The following is a 17,928-nucleotide window of genomic DNA, read 5'->3' on the forward strand; positions in this document are numbered from 1 at the left end:
TTTTATTGCTTTAAAGACTATTCTACCCTTTAATCTTTTCTTTCATCTTATCAAAATCACTCTTCTCTTCTTTTCTTGGCCAACCATTATTTGTAGTATCGATATCGGCCGTTTCTGCCTTAGGGTCTACGATAACCCCCGTAAGTTCTTTTTGAGAGGACACAACAACACTAACTTCTTTGTCATTTTTTCTCCATATTTCTGCAGGATAGGTAATGTTCTCCGTCGTACCATCAGCATATGTATACTCAACAATCAATGGCATTGGTATTCCACCTGGCTTGTCATAGGTAATTTCATAAATGTATTTTGGATCTTTTACTGCTGATCTTTCTTCAGCAGTCATATTATCCATCATGAACTCTTTTAAGGTCTTAGAAGTTTCAGAAGCAGCTTTACCATTCAAATTAGGGTCAAAATCAGCACTTCCCTCTTCTACCAAAATCACTTTGGATAACAAATCACCAGTTGCAGGTCTATTCGCTACCTGATATTTCTTTAAATTCTTAACCCCTATGTCAACATAGTCAGTGGTGTAGAACCATCCTCTCCAATAATAATCCAAATCAACCGCAGATGCTTCCTCCATCGTACGGAAAAAGTCTTCCGGTGTCGGGTGTTTAAACATCCATCGTTTTGAATAGGTTTTAAATGCGTGATCGAATAATTCTCTTCCCATTACAGTTTCGCGAAGAATATTCAGAGCCGTAGCAGGTTTACCATAGGCATTTGGACCTAATTTATAAACATTCTCAGGATTGGACATAATTGGTGAAATCGCGTTTTGATCACCACTCATGTAAGGAACTATTTTTGACGGAGCTCCTCTTCTTGACGGATATGCTTTATTCGGGGCAACCGCTTCCGGGTAAGCTTCTCCAAATTCCTGTTCAGCCATATATTGCATGAAAGTATCAAGACCTTCATCCATCCATCCCCACTGACGCTCGTCAGAATTTACAATCATCGGGAAGTAATTGTGTCCAACTTCATGAATAATTACGCTTATCATTCCGTATTTAACACGGTCAGAATAAGTACCGTCAGGATTTGGTCTACCATAGTTCCAGCAAATCATAGGGTATTCCATTCCTTGATTTTTTGCGTGTACCGAAATTGCTTTCGGATAAGGATAATCAAATGTATGAGATGAATATGATCTCAATGTATGTGCTACCGCCTTAGTGGAATATTCCTCCCATAGTGGGTTCCCTTCGGGTGGGTACATTGAAACCGCCATAACATCTTTGTTGCTCATTTTCACGGCCTGCATGTCCCAAATAAATCTTCTTGAAGTTGCAAATCCGTAATCCCGAACATTTTTGGCAGAGAACTTCCAAGTCTTTTTCTTCTTAGAAAAGCTTTTAGAAGCTTCTTCAGCTTCCTCTTGCGTAACAATTATTACAGGTTTTTCATATGATTTTTTGGCTTGCTCATAACGCTTCATCATTTCTTTTGAAAAAACCTCTTTTCTATTTTGAAGTGTTCCTGTAGCATCTAATATATGATCTGCAGGAACAGTAATATTAACATCATAGTCTCCAAAATTTAGCGCAAATTCTCCATTGCCCCAGAACTGATGATTTTGCCATCCTTCCACATCATTGTAGACGGCCATTCTAGGAAAAAACTGGGCAATTACATAAGCTCTATTACCATCTGCAAATTCTTCATAACCCGAACGAGCCCTATCCACCACATGGTTTACAACGTTATAATCCCATTTGATAGAAAAAGACATTTGCTCCTTACTTTTTAGAGGTTTAGGCAAATCTATTCGCATCATAGTGAAGCTTATTGTATAAGGCAAAGCATTTCCCGAAGCATCTTTGACGTGTTCAATATTAAACCCTCCATCAAACTTTGGGTTTACATATTTTTTAGCAAAATTCTCAACGGTTTCCTCAGTTTTTACTTTGCTCCCATTTTTAAGTAATGCCTTAGAATCTTTCGTTCGAATATTTTGATCTAATTGCACCCATAAAAATTCAAGGTCGTCAGGGGAGTTATTAATGTAAGTGATCGTTTCTTCACCATAAATTCTATGGTTTTTATCATCTAATTCAATATCCATTTTATAATTGGCCTGTTGCTGGTAGTAATCAGGACCCGGTGCACCGGAAGCGGAACGATAGGTGTTGGGAGTGGAAAACTCCTCATAAAGCTGTTTGAACTTACTTTGATTGGTATGCCCTCCTTCTCTTTCTTTGGGGGAATTTTCTTGAGCAGTTACCATTGCACCGAAAAGAAACAATAGCGATGCGAAACAATACTTGATTTTAGTCATCATTTGAAATAGTTTTTAGCAGCGTGAAAAATAAAGGTTTTTTAAGAAAGCCTTAAGAATTGTTACAGTTTTAACATTCCTTTAGTATCGGATTTTAGGAGGACGAAGCTTTTCTTATTCCCATTGATTTTAAAATGAACAACGTTCTGTTGTTCATCAAAAAGGTCTGTAAGGATTTCGTTTTGTATTTGGATGGATTTTACCGAAGATAATTGAATCTTGGTAAGCTCGAGATAAAAAATGCAAACATCATTGTCATATTTTCTGCCGATAAGTTCATAGGTTTTGTTCTCACCATCTATTTCAATTTGAAACTTCTGTCGTAAATACTTTTCCAAGTATTCATCGGCAAGCTTCGATTCCTCATTTGTAGCTAATTTTGCGGTAATATCATAACGCTCCAACAAAACCGCCTCTAGATCATCGATAAAAATCCGCGTTGTGATTTGCAAAGCATCATCTTTTTCAGAGTAACCGATATTGGTAACGCTCACATAAAATTTATGTACTGTAGTAAACGCAAGCAGTGGTAATAGTAAAATAAGAAGTCCCTTTTTCAATTGTTTCATTTCAATTTCTTAATTCTCCAAAAATAAGCAAATGGTATGCCAAGATGCAATTCAATCGAGCTGGTTGTTTTTTCGATACACAAGACTATTCCGTTCTAGAAACTCCCAAAGTCGCAAAATATCATTCGACTCCACAACTTCAGTATAAAGTGAATCTACTTCACAAAAATTCATAAAATCATTTATTCTCTCTTTAGGTATTTTAAGTTCCTGTTGGTAGATGGAATCGTGATACGATCGTTTCACTGTATTCAATAGAACAATCTCCTTATCAATCGCCACATATTTTTTTAACGTTTGTGTTCTTCCTGTTACCCTATTTAGAATCTTATGCAGATTAATAACTATCATTGGGTTGAAAGTAGAATCAAGTTTATAGCTCGCTCCTTCAATAAATTTCCCACTATCGGCTTCCGCTAGTCTCCTTTCATTTTTGGTTTTGGGTTTCACATAAGCATTGGGCAGGCCCAAAGTGGAGGAAGTGATAATAGGGTCTATTTTTAGTCTCTTAGCATCACGATTTATATCTCCGGTTAGATTGTAAGGAGTTACCACGACCTCACTCAGTTGCGTTAGTACTTCCTCAAGAAAAACTTCTAATCTTTTAGTGTTTAGAATTTCTAATGTTACCACAAGTTCCTTTTTCTTGAATTGAACCGCTGAAAAAATAAGAGTGTCATTCAATTTTACCGAAATATCAAAAAACCCGTTTACATCTGTAATCGTACCACGATTTTGAGTAACGTTCGACACATGTGTTGCTGCCACATCACCATTTTTACTATATACACGACCTTCGATTTCAGAACTATATTCTTGGGCGCTTAAATTCATTGCAAAAAGAGACAACAACAGAAAAAGAAAGTCTTTGTTAGGAATACGCAATAGAAACTATTTAAAGAGTGAAAAGAACAACTCAGTCGAAATCATTGTTTTCACGATAAATAATGCTTTTTTTACGGATGAATTCCCAGATTTTGAGTCGGTCATGTGTATCGACAACTGTCTGAAAATCGGAGTCAACCTCGCAGAAATACAAAAGGTCATCTATTTTTTCTTCCGGAATTTTAAGGTCTGTCCGAAACAAAGAATCTGCATAAAACTCTTTTACACGCTCGGTTCGAGAATACAATTTATTTCGAGCAATTCGCTTTTTTAGCATCTTGGTTCTCCCACTTATTCCGTTTAAAATTGGGTTCAAAGGAATTAATCCAGAACCTGAGGTAGCTTCAAATAACTGTCGTTCAGCCTGGGTTATAGGAAGTACATAGGCATTCGGTAAACCTAAAGTAGACGATGTAACAACAGCGTCAGTTTTTATGATATCAATATCTTTGGTTATATCACCGGTTAAGTTGTAGGGTGTAACCACTACCTCGTCCAATTTGGTCAGGGCATCTTCCATGGTGACATTCAAAATGCGCTGTTGCAAAATTTCACGTGATATTACAATTTCCTTTTTTTTGAATTGAACCGCAGAAAAAACCAACGTATCATTTAGGTTTGCGGCAATCTGAAAGAATCCATCAATATCCGTTATGGTGGCTCTATTGGTTGAAATATTCTGAACAGTGGTTGCAGCGACATCACCGTCTTTACTATATACTCTACCTTCAAGTTTTTTTGAAAAGAGCGATTGTGCTCCAAGTGAAGCCGAGATTAACAAAAAAGCCAAAAGAAGAAGCTTACTCCTTTTCATCTAATTCTTGACGGAAGGTTTCACTGTGGGTTACCAAAAATTCGATTAACTCGAACTCATTTTCCTTTTTCAAAAGAGATTGTGCGGGCATTTTGGTATCGCAATAAAACAAAAACGCATCTATTTTATCTTGCGGAAGTTGTAAATCCATTACAAAAAACTCATCGTCATACACTTGACGCATAACATCGCTAATACTTAACGGCGCTTTTTCCTCTGTTTTGTTTCTCTTAAGCGCTTTTGCCAATGCTTTGTAAATTCCAACAAAATTCAATCCGTTTTGCAAGCCTCGTTCCGATTGAGAAAGTGCAATATTTTCCACTTCGGAAGACCGGTCTATTTCGTATTCGAATTCCTCCTTTAGAATCTTGTTTTTAGCTGCTAAAAATCGCTCCTGTTGCTCCGGCGTAACCACTACTTCTTCAAGCTCCGTAACTTTTTCGTTAACCTCAATAACCAATCGATTGTTCTTCAAGATTTCCTCGGTAATCTCCACAATTTCAATTTGGTAGTTCAAAGCAGAAAAAACAAGTTCATCTCCCACTTTGACGCGAATTTGATACTCCCCATTCGTATTGGTAATCGTCGCCATTTCAGAGGTGGCGTTAATGACATTTTCATTAGGGACATTTACGTTGCGATACAGCACTTTACCCCGTAAGATGACCCGACCATCGTCTTGTGACCATATGGGGGTTGAAAAGAAAATCACTAAAGCGAAAAGTAAAACTTGTTTCATATTTTAAATTTTCTAGTACACCAGCCAAATAAATTAGGTCTTTAGCGCGTAGGGTATTTTAGTTTTAAATGGTTATAAAGAAAATATAAGTTTAGGTCTAAAAAAAACCGACACCACTAAACTTTTGTTAATTTGTACACGTATATCATGGAGAATCTTAAAGTAAGAAATTGCGAACTTTTGCTAAAAATCTTATTTCAAGGATTTTCATCGGTTGTTTATCCTGTTCAGAGTACATTTGACCTAGTAAAATAAGGTTTGTTGATGTATAATTATATTTTTGTTGATTAGCTCAACGTAACACCCCTTGTTCCTATGAGAAACACTTCTTTATTCCTACTTATCACTTTTTTTGCGGCGGCTAGTCTAAGTGCGCAAGTTAAAATTGGTGACAACCCGCAAAACATTGATCCTTCTTCCGTTTTAGAACTTGAAAGTACAGACAAGGTTTTAGTTATTACTCGGGTAACAACTGCACAAATGAACGCTATTGTTCCTAGCGAGGGAGCTTTATGTTTTAATACAGATTTACAAAGCGTCCACTATTACAACGGAACACAGTGGGTGAATATCGGGGGCGGTGTTGGAACAGGTGGTCCTTTAACCGCAGATCCTATTGTAAATACACAACCTACAATTGTAATCACACCAACCGCTACTGGAGATAATTTAGAAGTAGCACCTAATAGCATACGCAGTGAACAGATAGTTGATGGCGGAATTAATGGGGTTGACATTCAGGATGGTTCACTTGGCCCCGGTAAACTACAAGATTTTTCCATTACACAGGAAAAATTATCGGAAAACTCGGTTGGTGCATTTGCCTTAGACAATGATAATTTTGGGGTAAGTGCCTTTAATAATGATGCTGGGTATATCACTGCTGGAGATGTAAATGTAGTTAGTGGTGATCCAGGTAATGCAATTTCATCGGATGCGAATGGAGCCGCTTTTTACGATGACACCAATTTATTGATGGATATTATGGATAATGCTGATGCCATTGCCATGGACGATGATCAGAGTTCCGCTAATGAAATTCAAAATTTAACACTAACTGGCACAGAAATAGGACTAACAAGTACAGCTGGAACTATTGATATAGGCCCCTTAATATCTGCTGGAGGTTCTGATGACCAGAATATTGGGCCAGTTACTTTGGATGCCATGAACGTATTATCAATAGGAATTGAAGGTGGTAATCCAGCTACGGTTGATTTAAGCTCGCTTGCAGGTGGAGCTGGAAGTACTGAAGTGGTAGATGGCCAAACTCTAATTGGTGCAGGAACTGCGGTAGATCCTTTTGAAATTGCACCTTCAGGAACTAATGGGTGGTTTCTTCAAACAGACACTGCTGGTGATGTTGTATGGGCCGAGTTACCGCCTGCCACGAGCGGTGGGGTGCTAACGGATGGTTTAACCATTGTGGGAACAGGCGCTGCAATAGCATCACAACTAAGTGTACCCGCAGGTGGAATATCAACTACAGAAATTGCAAATGCTACGATTCTCGGAGAAGACTTAGCACAAATGGCTGCTACTGACGGGCAAGTACTAGCTTGGGATGGTGCTGGAGGTATATGGGCACCTTCAAGTGCCGGGGGAACTGGAGGTTCTACTGAGTTGGTAGATGGTATTACGCTAACAGGAGACGGAACACTTGGAAATGAGTTTAAGATTGAACCCTCAGCGACTAATGGACAATTTCTTAGTACAGACGCTACTGGAGACGTAGTATGGGCCAACTTACCCCCAAGTGGAGGATCAGCTCTTTTCGATGCCAACACCATTTCAGGAACTGGAGTAGCCGGCGATGAATACACTGTGGCAGATGATGGAATTATAACCACAAAAATCTTAGATGGTAACGTCACTCCTATAAAAATTGAACCTTCGGCGACGGTTAATCAAGTTTTAACCACAACAGCAACAGGAACGGCTTGGGCGGACTTACCACCTAGTGGGGGGACAGCACTTTTCGACCCAAATACCATTTCAGGAACTGGTGTAACCGGCGATGAATATACCGTAGCGGATGATGCTATTACAACAACTAAAATAGAAAACGCAACTATACTTGCCGAAGACCTCAATGATATGGGTGCTACTGCAGATGGAGACATCATCAAATGGAATACAACCTTAAACGCTGGTGCAGGTGGATGGGAAGTAGGAGTAAATGCGGGTCATACAGGTGCTGCTAAATCCATATTTCTGGCCGATGCTAGTGGTAATCCAACACAGGCTTTTCATCCTACAAACTCAAGTCCAAGTTTGGTATGGGATTATGAGGCAAGAGTAGTTTTTGGAACGGCCTATGGCGCACTTGGAGTTGGTTTGGACGGTGCCACCTTTAACAACGAAGTGAAGATGCAGGTTGTAGATAATGTATTTGGAGGTCTCTCGTACCCTATGCAGGTTCAAAATAATACTAATGGTAGTAGTTCAACCGCAATATTGTTTTCAACTGGTGGTGGTTTAGCTCATGGTAAAGGCGCCCTTGCCTTTCAAAACACCGGAGGTCAAGGTATAGGTGATTTTCATTTTTTAAATGATGCGAATGCAGATACTTCAAATGCCGAACTAAATGATAAAGCATTTACAGTCAAAAGCAACAAAGATATTGTTCTATATGGAGGCATTGAAGTTGAAGGCACAGGGCCTGGAACTGGTCTCGGCACTGCAAATCAAGTACTAAGCTCGACAGGTGCGGGCGTACAATGGGTAACTCCTACTGGAGCTGTATCGGACACTGATATAAATGATGGATTGTCAGATTATGGTACTACAGTAGGTTATAATGTAAATGTAGATGATTCGACGATAGAATTAATGTCCGACCAATTAAGAATAAAGCCCGCCACTCTTCCAGCAGTAGACCCTACTACACAGGTTTTAACTACTGATAAAGATTCAGGAGCAATTGAATGGAAAGACTTTAACGAAACTACAGTCCCAGTAGGAACGGCTGATAATCAAGTAATCAAATGGAATAACACATCTATGACCTGGGAATTAGGTACTGATAACTCCGGAGCACCCACTCTTACAGATGGAAATATATATGTTGGAAATGTTTCAAATCAGGCAATCAGCGTACCTATGTCCGGCGATGCATTAATAGATAATACCGGAGAATTAACAATACAAGCAAATGCAATAGAAAACAATATGCTTGATAAAGCTGCTATCCCCCTAAGTGGATTTGCAAATGCTACAGCCGATATAAATATGGGGGGATTCAAAATAACCAACGTGATTGACCCTACAGCTGATCAAGAAGTTGCCACAAAAAAATACGTTGATGATAACGCAGGCAGCAACCTTTCGAATGCAAATCTCTCACAAACTGCCACTGATTTAGTAAGAACCTACGAAATACCTAATAATACGCAAAGTCTTGTATTTTCCGGTCTTGGTAGAGTAGGGATTGGTAATGGAGCTAATCCACCTCAAAACAAATTACATGTTGCTGGAGCTATTCGGAGTGAAGGAATATTAAATTCTGATGGAGATAATAACAACCCTTCGTATCGATTTAGTGGTGATACTGATACTGGAATGTTTTGGCGAGCAGCAGATGAAATTGGATTCTCCGTTGGGACTATTGAAGCCGCATCCATTCAACAACTTGGGGCAAGTTCAAAAGTCGTGATAAACCAAAGTTTAGAACTTGATGGGCAATTGCTAGATGAAAGTAATGTCGCCGGAAGTCCTGGGCAAGTGCTTACTGCAACATCAACTGGGACCGATTGGGCTAATTCCACGGGAGCTGCTCAACAAGGTAAAATTCTAGCTGTTACAGGAACCGCTGGGGCATATACCATAACAGTTACTGGACAAACTTCAACAAACTATATCATAAATACTAGTGTTGTCGAAAATACCGCAGGTAACCCAATATTGTTGCAAATAACTAGTCAAACCGCCACAGACTTTTCGGTTCAGATTTATGAATTTATTGCAGGCGTACCAACTCCTTCTAATGCCACGTGGTTTTATACAATATTCAACCCATAGAAGAAACATGAGAAAAGTACTTCACATAATTATCGGTTTCTGGGCAATATGTACAAACGCCCAAACCGCCCTATACAACTCTGGCAATATGCAAATTCATGACCAAGGTCAAATGGGTTTTCATATTGACCTCATCAATGACGGGTCTTTTGATGAAAATTTAGGGTTAGCCGGTTTTTATGGTGATTTACCGCTGAATGTTTCTGGTGCTTTTGCTACAACTTTCTTTGACTTGGAGATTTCAAACCCTGATAACGTGACTTTGAATACGAGTTTGAATTCAAGTAACAATACCAATTTTATCATTGGTAACTTCAATACTCCAAGAGCACAAACGGACAATTACCTCAACTTCTTACAAAATGCGACCAACAATGGTAGCGGCGATATCTCAAAAGTAGATGGCTATGCAGCCATCAGTAATCAACAGAATTTTACGTTCCCTGTGGGTGATGCAACTCAACTACGACAATTGGTTCTAAATTCTACCGCGGTAAATACTTTTGCAAAATGTGCTTACTTTTTTGAAGACCCTAGTAGTCCGTCGACCTTTCCAAATGGTTTTAACACCAATACTAAAGTGGCCAGTTTGGGTGCTATCAGCACCACTGAATTTTGGCGTTTGGAAGGTAGCGTACCCTCGACCATTCAAATTACATGGAATGATCGTAGTAATATAGGAGCTTTGGTAACGGATGTAACCCGACTGGGCATCGTGGGCTGGCGAAAATCAAGCAGTCAATGGGTCAGTATCGGAACCAATGGTGCCGTTGGTGACCTTTCGCAAGGCTTTGTTAGTTCCGTTAGTTTTATACCGGATGATTATGAGGTGATTACATTTGGGGATAGTTTAGGAGAAGCTACCGAACTGATTAATCCAGATAACTTTTTGGTGACACCCAATGGAGATGGTATAAATGATTCTTTAGTAATCCCAGAGACTGATTTATCACCTAACAATTCAATTCAAATTTTTGACCGTTATGGTCTGAAGGTTTTTGAAATGAACAACTACACAAATGAATTCAATGGTTTTGCGACAACAAGTAATTTTGTGATTGCAAAGGATAAGGGGCTTCCTACTGGGGTTTATTTCTATATTCTCTCTTTGGATGACATTGACCTAGATTTTCAAGGATTCCTTTATTTAGCACGATAAGAATTCTGCTAAATACCGTAATTGCGGTATTAAAAACGAAGAATCTATCACTTCAAAACTTTGAATTCAAGACATAATAAGACATATTTGTAAGTTTTATACTACAATAATTGTAGTATTCACAACAATTACCTAAGTCTAGACAACATATAATTTCTCAGCCATAGCTCTCCTGTTAGCTTTGTTCATATTAGGAACTACTTACGCCAAATGAACTTTAACAGATTTCTATTCCTCATTTTTATGATAACTTCTGCCTGCGCTATTGGGCAGGTTAAAGTGGGTGATAATATCAACACCATTGATGGTAGTTCTATACTTGAGCTCGAAAGCCGCAACAAAGCACTAGTTATTACGCGTTTAACAGATGCTGAGATGAATGACATAGCGCCTTTAAATGGTGCTCTGGTCTATAATACGGATCTCAAATGTATTTTCGTTTTCGAGGGAGCCACATGGAAAAGTCTTTGCAATTCTGAAATTTCAGTTACTTCAGCACTGGTAGCACCTTCAGCTCCGGGAATTGGTGATTTATGGCTTGATGAGACAGATAATAAAGTTAATGTGTGGGATGGAACCGCTTGGCTACCTATCACTAAAAACCCTAGAACGGGAACAGGTATTCCGAACAACACTACAATAACAGATGCTCTTGCAGGTGACATTTATATAGACCAAGTATCTGGCAATATTTTCACTTACAATGGCACAACTTGGATTGACCAAACGGTTTCTACAACAAACGGACTTAGTGAAACTCAAAACAATGTTTTTGAATTAGGCGGTTCTTTGACCAAACCTACTGAAATTACTACAGATACCAATAATACACTAGCCATAGCTGGATTGGAAGAAGTCATTGATAACAACAATCCGATTGTTACGGTGGAACCAGCTACTGGAGTTTTACGAAAAACATCAGTTTCAGCATTTTTACAACAAGATGAGATTCTGATTATCGCTAATGAGGGTCAAACACAATTTACGCCTCCCCTCTTAATTACAAGTTCAAAAAAAATAAACGTGTATCGTAACGGAGTAAAATTAGGCTACACCATAATTGACAATACTACTATCGAATTGCAAGCCCCTGTGTTCTGTTATCAAAATGATGAAATCAGAATCGTACAATTTTATTAAACAATAATTATTAAATAAACCCCTTTATCATGAGAATTTTAAATTATCAAAAACTAGCAAAATTAGGCGTATTTGCAATCGCCATGTTGACATTTGGTCTTGCAAATGCACAAACAACTACAGGAGATATCGCAAAAGAAGCGGATATCGTACCCGGAACTACGGTTCTTAACGGAGCCGTTAGAGTAATCGATAACAAGGGTACTATTAAGTACTTGCAATCGGCAAATGGTATTACAATGCTTTCGAATACCACTGATGACGTTACAACCACAACGTGGCAATTAGGTGGTACGTTGACCAATGGGACTATTATCGATGTTGACGGTAATGTTTTTGCCATTGATGGTATTCCTTTGGTAGATACCGCAACCGAGAACGCTTCTACGGATGCGACAGACGCATCAACTTCAGCAACGGCGACCGGGACTGGATATGCCATCTTGGTTCGTGATGAAGCAACTGGTGAAACCAAAAAACTGTTAGCTACTGATTTGTTAGATAGCGGTCACCAAGCTTTTACTACAACAGCAGCTCAAGTTGCAGCCCCAGATTTTCTACTTACCGGAGCACCAGTTTTGCCAGAGTTTAGTAAAGTATGGGTATATCGTAACGGAGCGAAATTGATAGCGAACTTAGATTATACCGTAGCTGGATCGACTGTGACTTTAGTACCACAAACGGCGATTCCAAATGATTGGTCTCTTTTCGAAAACGATGTTATTGAAGTCCAATATGTCAAATAATTAGGCCGCTCAAGATAAATGGTTAACTAATTTATGTGTGGAATATATTTTAGGAAGAGTATTCCCTAAAATATATTCCGGATGTAAATAAGACCGTATAAACCCTTTGAATTTTAAAATCCCGGTTTATCAACTCTATTTTGATAATAAGGATAACAAATACCAATGTCAAAACTGAATCACATTCTAATTTCCAGAAAGCTCTTTTTTGGTCTACTTGTTCTTTTAATTCAAGTGGTGGGCCATTCCCAAGAGGAAACGGTTATTGACAATAAGGGGACATTAATTACAGTAAGAAATAATGTTGTCACTACAGCGGCAATAGCTCCAACCAATCCCATTGAAGACGATATCTGGTTCGACACTACCGTTGGAGAAACCAAAGTCTATGACGGAACGGTCTGGAAAGACATTGCGCATATTGGCACTACAGGGTCTATTTTCTTTGCTGGAACCGATGGTACTCCAACAGAAGATAATTCCCAACTTTTTTGGGATAATACAAATAATAGATTAGGTGTCGGTACAAATTCGCCCACCAATAAATTAGAGGTTGCCGGAGCGACCCTAACTCAGGGCGTTCTCAATTCCAATGGTACTGCCGGTGACCCCTCTTACCGATTTTCAAATGACATAAACACAGGTTTATTTAGACCTGCAGCTGATGAAATAGGATTTAGTGTAGGGGGAATAGAGGCCATGAATATTGATGAAACGGCTGGCAACACTACTGTGATCATCAATGAAACTATAGATTTGGGTGGACAGTTACTTGATGAAAACGATTCTGCAGGAACTGTAGGCCAGGTTTTAACCGCAACGGCAACAGGAACGGAATGGACGAGTAATATCAATCCAATAAAGGCAATAGGAAAGGTATCTGCAGGTGGTGTGGCAATTCGTATGACAACAGGGGTAACCGTGAATCGTTTAAGTCGCGGTTACTATCGAATCACCTTACCAGCAGGTTTAGTTAGCGATGCAAATTATATCATTCAAGTATCTCAATTAGGCCGCGGTGGTGCAGGAAACGATGACCCAGGAATCTCATATAACAATCAAAACACCACATTTTTTGATGTTATCATTGGAGATAATGATAACGGAGGTAGTGATAGAGCCAGATTTGATGGGGAGTTCATGTTCACCATTTTAGATTTATAGCATGAAAAAGTTTCTTTTTTTAGTATTAATAGTTGGTAGTGTTCGTTGCGGAATGGCACAAATTGACCCAGAACTTTTAGTAAACATTTCTTCTGCGACCTCCGCGGAGATGCTCAATATTACAACGGAAACAGAAGGGTCATTGGTTTTTAATACCGATGATAAACGTATTTATGAATTCGATGGTATCAATTGGCTACGCCTTGAAGTAGAAGGAAATGCATTGGTGGAAAATAAAACCGCTAATTATCAAATAACCGCAATTGATGCTGGAAAAGTTTTTGTTTTTGATAGTGCCACCGATGTAAGTTTGACGATACCGAGCGGTTTATCTGTGGGATACAACATCAGTGTCTATCAAATTGGTGATGGTCAAGTAACCATAAGAGGAGGGTCCGGAGTTACCATAGAAAATCGATTATCCAGATTTAAAACCGCAGGAAAAAATGCTGGTGTTGGATTAATCTGCACAGCATCTGATACTTTTCACCTTACAGGAGACCTAAAAAAATAGTAGTTATGAAAAAATTGTTTCTATTCTTTTTTCTACTACAACTAACACGTATCTCAGCACAAGTTGAAAATTATAACCTATTTCCTTCAATAGCACCCGGTCATCTCCTTGATGACAAACTCGAAGATATCAGTTTTGCCTTTGGATTACGTATTTTGGTGTCTGATTATAATGGACCTTTAATACGTTTGCGCCGCGCAAGTGATAATTCAGAAATGGATTTCTTTTGTAGTGATAATGATAGGGTGGATATAGAAGCCATTAACAATTGGCGAAATGGGGCAAATGTATTCGTAGCAACATGGTATGACCAAAGTGGTATCGGGCGAGATGCATTTCAAAACACAACTTTTCGTCAACCAAGATTCATTCCAGATGCCGTACAACCCTATTGGGCAGGTGATGGTAATGATTTGCTTATCGTACCTGAAAACTTTCAAAACCTTACAGAATCAGGTAAAAATGGAAGCGTTTTGGGTGTTTTCTATGCCACTGATAGATCTCAGATACCCTTTGGGGTAATTTCAGGAGGAGAACGTTGGTTAGTGCATATCAATTGGAATAACGAACAATGCTATTTCGACCCAGGATATTGCTGTAATAATCCGCGGTCTTTTGCAAATAATCTCCCAACCCATTCAACAAACCCAGGTAGCTTAACTATCTGGGATCAGTATTCTTTCGTTCGTCGCGATAATCCTTTAAATACAAACACAGATAGGACAATACTCCGTTTAGGCGGAGTTCAAAAAGTAAATGGGAATTTTCCAAATAATCAGTCTTGTAACCTCACTTTTAATTTTGGCCTTGGTGCAGCGATACAGAATAGCATTAATACACCTTCTCAAGGCAGCACAACGCGTTTTGCCGAAATAATTATGTACAAAGTCGGACTTGAAGACGACCAAATTGAAGCTATAGAAGAAAATCAAATTACATTTTGGAATCTATGAAAAAACTTTACTTCATTGTCTTAGGTGTAACTATGTTTCACGGGTTAAAAGCCCAAGAAGCACTTCACAATTATGGATTTCTAAAAATTCATGACATGGGTGCGGTAGGTTTTCACCATGATCTAATCAATGACGGAACTACCGATGATAATCAAGGCATTGCAGGATTTTTTAGCAATGAAAGTATAATCATCTCTGGAGCATTTAGACCTATTTTTCTTGATATGGAAATTATGGTTAATAAAGACCTCTACCTAGAAATAGGGGTTGGCGTTACAAACAATACCAATTTTATTTTAGGTGATGTTGTAACACCACGAAATCTTCTTGACATTAATCTCGATTACATAAATGATTCATTTTATAATGGTGAAGACAATTTAATCAAAGTGGACGGGTACGCAGCGCTTACTTCAAAACAAGATTTCATATTTCCTATCGGCGTAGATCAACAATTAAGGCCTTTGAAATTAACCTCTACAAATACTAATAATTCTGCTAAATCGGCCTATTTCAGAGAAAACCCGAACAACCCGACGACATTTGATATCAGTTTCAACACTGAAAATAGAACAGATATACTTCTCGCAATCAGTAACGAAGAGTTTTGGGATATAGATGCTGCTATTCCTTCAAAAGTTACACTTACTTGGGATTCCGAGAGTAATCTTTCGAGATTTCTTGATGATTTAAGTAATATTAGAATAGTTGGATGGAATACTTCTTTGGCAATTTGGGAAGATTTAGGGAATACTGATTCCTCAGGAGATTTCGAAACCGGTGAGATAACTTCCGATACATTTTTACCCAATGATTATTCGATAATTACCTTTGGAGGTAGTTTAAGCTTAGCTACTGCTGATTTAGATAATTATTTGTTAACTCCCAATGGAGATGGAGTTAATGACTACTTACATTTTGATGTAGTTTCACTATCCCCAAATAACAAGTTGAGAATTTTTAATAGGTGGGGTCGAAGTGTTTACGAAGAGGACAATTATACTAATTTGTTCAATGGAAGAGCGAACGTAAAGAACATTGTTAATTCAAGTAAAAAACTTCCTGCGGGAGTTTATTTCTATATCATAAACTTATATGATATTAATTTGAAGCATCAAGGGTATTTGTATATCGAGCAGGAATAAAACCAATAAAAAAGAAAAATCTAATCCCAGTAATTGACTATCTTTAAAATAAACCGTAATTGGCAACGTTTTTGTATTATTCGCTACAACAGCTAAAGAAAACCCTATGGAACGTAGATCATTTATTAAAAAGAGTAGTATTTCAGGATTAGCCATTGCTCTTGCCCCTAGTTTAGCACTCGCGGCAAACAAGGATTTTGAATACTCTATTCTCGAGCTAATGGGAAAAGCCGATATTGAACTTTATGGAAAAGACATCAATCTACGAGCGGAAGCCCACGATGCTTTTGTTGAAATGAAGAAAGCAGCTTACGGTGATGGTATTGACTTAAAAGTAGTTTCCAGTTACAGAAATTTTGGGCGCCAAGAGGCAATTTTTGAGCGAAAATTTGAGCGATATACTGAAGAAGATGGAATGGAGCCCATGGCTGCCATTGACAAAATAATAGAGTATTCTACTATACCAGGAACAAGCAGACACCATTGGGGAACTGATGTTGATATTATCGATGGATATCCTAAAGCAGAAGGAGATGTATTGGTTCCTTCTAAGTTTGGGGCAGGTGGGCCCTACGAGAATTTCAAAAAATGGATGGATGAAAACTCAAAAACCTTTGATTTTCATCTTGTTTATACTGATGACTCAAAAAGAAAAGGTTTCAAATACGAACCTTGGCATTATAGCTTTGCCCCTCTTTCTGTGCCGATGTTAACTGAGTTTCGAAGAAAAAACATTCTTCAACTTTTAGAAAAAGAAACCTTTTTAGGTAGTGAGCACTTCACCAACGGATTTATTCGAACCTACATTCAGAACAATATTTTAGACATAAATAAAGAACTTCTCTAGGACTTTTACAGCTTTTTTGTACCTTCCTTTCTGTTAATAACACTACACTACCATGAACAGAGGAAGTTGGAAGATTCGAATCTTTATTGGCCTAGCCATTGTTGCCTTTGCCTTTATTAAGAAATGTAACAATACCGAACAAAACGAGTATACGGGAAGGTCTCAGCATATTACCATGTCGCCTGACCAAGAAATTGCCATAGGATTGCAAAGTATGCCTCAAATTCAGCAGCAGCATGGCGGTTTATATCCTGATGAGCGCCTACAAGCTTATGTTGATCAAGTAGGACGAAAACTCGTGCAAAATAGTATTGCCCGTGAGACTCCATATAAATATGACTTTCATTTATTAGCTGACGATAGAACAATCAATGCCTTTGCACTTCCTGGAGGGCAATGCTTTATTACGTATGCCCTATTCAAACAATTGAATGAGGAGCAATTAGCGGGAGTATTAGGTCATGAAATAGGTCATGTCATTGGAAGACATTCAGCAGAACGTATTGCTGCAAGTGAATTTTGGAGAACCGCAACCATGGGAGCCACTGTAGGTGCTGGAGACATAGGCAACGTTGTAGGCAGTATCGGCCAAAATACATTACTTAAAAATGGGCGTGGTGACGAATTGGAAAGTGACGAATTAGGCGTTCTTTTTATGATTCAATCTGGCTACAATCCGAATGAAATGATAGAGGTAATGAAAATTTTAAAAGCCGCCGCTGGACCAAATCGTGTACCTGAATTTCAAAGTACGCATCCAGATCCCGAGAATAGAATCCAGAAAATAAAAGAAGCGATAGCAAAGTATCAAGGACAATCGTAACGTTAAATTCGACAAACTGCAAGTTGACTGGGTAGTTTTTTCCTATCTTTGTTATTCCCAGCATCTTTACACCGTCTCAAATTTAACCCTTATAGCTTTCATTAATAATTTTTACTGAGTTCG

At 38.5% G+C, this 17,928-nt stretch carries 15 protein-coding genes; 10 read left to right on the forward strand and 5 right to left on the reverse strand.

Going from position 1 to position 17,928, the window contains the following annotated elements; translation table 11 throughout:
- Positions 1-22: 22 nt before the first annotated feature.
- From FEE95_RS16005 to FEE95_RS16025, 5 genes are all read right to left on the reverse strand, one after another.
- Positions 23-2,287 carry a M1 family metallopeptidase gene (locus tag FEE95_RS16005; RefSeq protein WP_138659214.1) on the reverse strand — a complete coding sequence of 755 codons (2,265 nt, stop codon included), beginning with the start codon at positions 2,285-2,287 and terminating at the stop codon, positions 23-25.
- Positions 2,288-2,349: 62 nt separating this feature from the next.
- Positions 2,350-2,856 carry a DUF6702 family protein gene (locus tag FEE95_RS16010; protein WP_138658997.1) on the reverse strand — a complete coding sequence of 169 codons (507 nt, stop codon included), beginning with the start codon at positions 2,854-2,856 and terminating at the stop codon, positions 2,350-2,352.
- Positions 2,857-2,907: 51 nt separating this feature from the next.
- Complete coding sequence (locus FEE95_RS16015; protein WP_238474600.1) at positions 2,908-3,741, reverse strand: carboxypeptidase-like regulatory domain-containing protein; 834 nt, start codon at positions 3,739-3,741, stop codon at positions 2,908-2,910.
- A 31-nt stretch (positions 3,742-3,772) separates the two neighbouring features.
- Positions 3,773-4,555 (reverse strand): carboxypeptidase-like regulatory domain-containing protein, encoded by a 783-nt coding sequence (locus FEE95_RS16020; protein WP_138658998.1) that lies wholly within the window; start codon positions 4,553-4,555, stop codon positions 3,773-3,775.
- A complete protein-coding gene (locus FEE95_RS16025) occupies positions 4,542-5,294 on the reverse strand; it encodes a carboxypeptidase-like regulatory domain-containing protein (protein ID WP_138658999.1) in 753 nt (250 codons plus the stop codon). Before FEE95_RS16025 ends, FEE95_RS16020 begins: the two co-directional genes overlap by 14 nt.
- Before the next feature lie 315 nt (positions 5,295-5,609).
- On the opposite strand from FEE95_RS16025, the gene FEE95_RS16030 reads away from it, so the two are divergent.
- The 10 genes from FEE95_RS16030 to FEE95_RS16075 all read left to right on the forward strand — a co-directional run bounded on the left by FEE95_RS16030 (position 5,610) and on the right by FEE95_RS16075 (position 17,805).
- Positions 5,610-9,314: a beta strand repeat-containing protein gene (locus FEE95_RS16030; RefSeq protein ID WP_138659000.1), complete on the forward strand. Its 3,705-nt coding sequence runs from the start codon at positions 5,610-5,612 to the stop codon at positions 9,312-9,314.
- 7 nt (positions 9,315-9,321) lie between these two features.
- Positions 9,322-10,473 carry a gliding motility-associated C-terminal domain-containing protein gene (locus tag FEE95_RS16035; protein ID WP_138659001.1) on the forward strand — a complete coding sequence of 384 codons (1,152 nt, stop codon included), beginning with the start codon at positions 9,322-9,324 and terminating at the stop codon, positions 10,471-10,473.
- A gap of 210 nt (positions 10,474-10,683) precedes the next feature.
- Complete coding sequence (locus FEE95_RS16040) at positions 10,684-11,613, forward strand: hypothetical protein (protein ID WP_138659002.1); 930 nt, start codon at positions 10,684-10,686, stop codon at positions 11,611-11,613.
- Between the two features lie 29 nt (positions 11,614-11,642).
- Positions 11,643-12,359, forward strand: coding sequence for a hypothetical protein (locus tag FEE95_RS16045; RefSeq protein WP_138659003.1), 717 nt, complete (start codon positions 11,643-11,645; stop codon positions 12,357-12,359).
- Between the two features lie 165 nt (positions 12,360-12,524).
- The gene (locus tag FEE95_RS16050) at positions 12,525-13,523 is read left to right on the forward strand and encodes a hypothetical protein (RefSeq protein ID WP_138659004.1); all 999 of its coding nucleotides are present in this window, start codon (positions 12,525-12,527) and stop codon (positions 13,521-13,523) included.
- Between the two features lies 1 nt (position 13,524).
- Positions 13,525-14,037, forward strand: coding sequence for a hypothetical protein (locus FEE95_RS16055; protein WP_138659005.1), 513 nt, complete (start codon positions 13,525-13,527; stop codon positions 14,035-14,037).
- Positions 14,038-14,042: 5 nt separating this feature from the next.
- Positions 14,043-14,990 carry an arabinofuranosidase catalytic domain-containing protein gene (locus tag FEE95_RS16060; protein ID WP_138659006.1) on the forward strand — a complete coding sequence of 316 codons (948 nt, stop codon included), beginning with the start codon at positions 14,043-14,045 and terminating at the stop codon, positions 14,988-14,990.
- The gene (locus FEE95_RS16065; protein WP_138659007.1) at positions 14,987-16,135 is read left to right on the forward strand and encodes a gliding motility-associated C-terminal domain-containing protein; all 1,149 of its coding nucleotides are present in this window, start codon (positions 14,987-14,989) and stop codon (positions 16,133-16,135) included. Before FEE95_RS16060 ends, FEE95_RS16065 begins: the two co-directional genes overlap by 4 nt.
- 106 nt (positions 16,136-16,241) lie before the next feature.
- Positions 16,242-16,982 (forward strand): M15 family metallopeptidase, encoded by a 741-nt coding sequence (locus tag FEE95_RS16070; protein WP_138659008.1) that lies wholly within the window; start codon positions 16,242-16,244, stop codon positions 16,980-16,982.
- 52 nt (positions 16,983-17,034) lie between these two features.
- Positions 17,035-17,805 carry a M48 family metalloprotease gene (locus FEE95_RS16075; protein WP_138659009.1) on the forward strand — a complete coding sequence of 257 codons (771 nt, stop codon included), beginning with the start codon at positions 17,035-17,037 and terminating at the stop codon, positions 17,803-17,805.
- The last annotated feature ends 123 nt before the right edge of the window (positions 17,806-17,928 follow it).

This window comes from Maribacter algarum (ex Zhang et al. 2020) (assembly GCF_005885635.1).
Taxonomy (GTDB): Bacteria; Bacteroidota; Bacteroidia; order Flavobacteriales; family Flavobacteriaceae; genus Maribacter_C; species Maribacter_C algarum.